Source organism: Candidatus Margulisiibacteriota bacterium, from assembly GCA_018822365.1.
Taxonomy (GTDB): Bacteria; Margulisbacteria; WOR-1; order O2-12-FULL-45-9; family XYB2-FULL-48-7; genus XYB2-FULL-45-9.
The window spans coordinates 1-2,168 of the sequence record JAHJKL010000014.1 but is presented as its reverse complement, the minus strand read 5'-3'; the positions used below and the strand labels follow the sequence as shown (position 1 = coordinate 2,168).

General features: G+C 43.6%; 2 protein-coding genes. One reads left to right on the top strand and one right to left on the bottom strand.

From position 1 onward, the window contains the following. Positions 1-60 precede the first annotated feature (60 nt). A complete protein-coding gene (locus KKF06_01065) occupies positions 61-537 on the top strand; it encodes a response regulator (GenBank protein MBU1616355.1) in 477 nt (158 codons plus the stop codon). Here the strand turns inward: KKF06_01065 and KKF06_01060 are convergent. Continuing rightward, positions 534-2,168 (bottom strand): hypothetical protein (locus tag KKF06_01060; protein MBU1616354.1); only part of this gene is annotated, 1,635 nt, incomplete at its 5' end. The genes KKF06_01065 and KKF06_01060 overlap by 4 nt on opposite strands.

The following is a 2,168-nucleotide window of genomic DNA, read 5'->3' as shown; positions in this document are numbered from 1 at the left end:
GCAAGTTGACTTTTTTCCTATAATCATGCGACAATCAAAATCATTCTGGAGGTGCCGATTATGGAAAAACCATTGATTTTAGTCATCGACGATGAAGTTAAACAGACTGATATGATCGCTAAACTGGTGGAGGAGACCGAAAACTATCGGGTAATGAAGGCCTACAATGCCATTGAGGCGCTGGAAATCCTCAAAAAGAACAAATCGTGGTTTGGGCCTAACAAAATCAAATTAATCCTTCTTGATATCAAAATGCCGGAAATGGACGGACTGCAATTTTTGGATAAAATCCGCCATGATTACGCCGAAGATCAAATCGGCGTTATAATGTTAACCGCCTACGAGGATGAAGATAAATGGGATAAAGCAACTGCCGGCTTTGTCGTGGATTACATAAAGAAACCGGTTGTTGAAGAAAAACTGCTCTTTGCGATCGATAAATTTTTCTCGTCTGAAGAGGCCCGGGTTAAAATGACACTTGATACCTTTGACAAACACATCCAAAAACGGGAAGAATTCAAGGAAAAGCAGGATTAAGAATCTAGCGGGAAAGAGAGGAGCATCGTTGTCCCCTTCCCAACTTCACTCTTAACTTCTATCTTTCCCAAATGCTCTCGAATGATCCGGAAAACAAGTGATAAACCCAAGCCTCTCCCCTTGGTCACATGCGTACTAAAAAACGGCTCGAAAATCTTATCGATGTTTTCCTGGGCAATGCCGGCCCCTGTGTCGGTCACTTCAGCGCAAACCAACGGCTTTTCGCCATTTTTAAGATAGGTTTTAATAGTTAAATTTCCCCCCGCCGGCATGGCTTCCACGGCATTCTTCATCAGGTTGATAAAAACAAGCTGTAAATCTTCCGTGTCCCCTTTTATCTCCGGAAGGTCTCCGTATTGTTTATCCAGATGAACCCCACTAACCGGGAAAAGCTTAACGGCCCGGTCAATAACCTCATTTAAGCTGATGCCGAGGAGCTTTCTTTCCTTCGGAGCGCTAAGCCGCAAAGTACTCTCGACAATATCGTCGGCCCGATCGACCTGCTCAAAAATCAGCTTCTGGAACCAGACCAGATATTCCTGATCTCGGGGCTTTTTCGTTAACAGCGCCGCCTCCCCCCGAATGATCGATAAGGGAGTTTTAATCTCGTGATTGTACTCTCTGATAAGATTGGCCAATGAAGCGATCCTCTCTGAACGGGCCAGCAAACGTTCGGTATCAAAGAGCTTTTGTTTATTCGCCTCAAAGTCGTTTTTGATCTCTTCAAATGTCCTGGTATGATCGATCGCAACCGCCGCCTGACCGGCAAGAGCCGATAATAAGCGCATATCTTCTTCGGTATAAGCTTCTTCCGATAATTTTTTACCGAGCAGGATTATCGCGATCAGGCGATTCTCTAATCTGCAGGGAATAACCAGAGAGTCATCAACGCAGGTTATTTCGTGAATGGACAGAAATTCCTGTAATTCGGGCCGTCCAAAATCTTCGCCCGTATAGATCTTTGGATTTGAGACTTCCATGGTTTCAGAAAATGTTTTGAGCAAAAGAGATAAAACATTGTTCATGGAAAGTGTTTTGGTGACTTCAATGCTGATGTCTTCCAGCGCCTTGTAATAGTCGTATTTGCCGTGAAGGATAAGTTTATCCGACGTGGTTTGGATAAATAGCCTGACCTGATGATAAGTTTGGGCGGTAATAATCCCAAAAACGACATTAAAGCCCAAAAACAACCAGCCAATCTCATCGGAAACCGACGATCTATAATACCAAACGAATAACAGATAAACAGCAACATAGGATAATGTCCCCAACACTTCGGCCGCCGCCCGGCTGATAACCACGGAGATGTCCATCAATCGGGATTTCGTGATCGCGTAAGCTATAAAAGCAATGGTAATAATCGTAAATAATGGTCCAACAGCGGCAAACTGCGAATAACCAAGGGCCGGAAGAATTAGATTAGTAATGATTGGGAAAAAGCTCCCCAGAAAAAATCCAAGAAAAACGTAGCTGACCTGCTGTCGGGCAACCCCCTTATACCCTCGAAACTTCTTAAATAGTTTATAAAAAGCAAAACCCATGGCAACTAAGTAATATAAAATAAACAACGGAATGGCCAGGCCTGGGACATACTCATATTTCCCTCCGGCCACAGAAATATCAAATACTAT

Coding starts and splice junctions, on each gene's coding strand:
- KKF06_01065 (MBU1616355.1), top strand. CDS start 61: ATGGAAAAACCATTGATTTTAGTCATCGACGATGAAGTTAAACAGACT.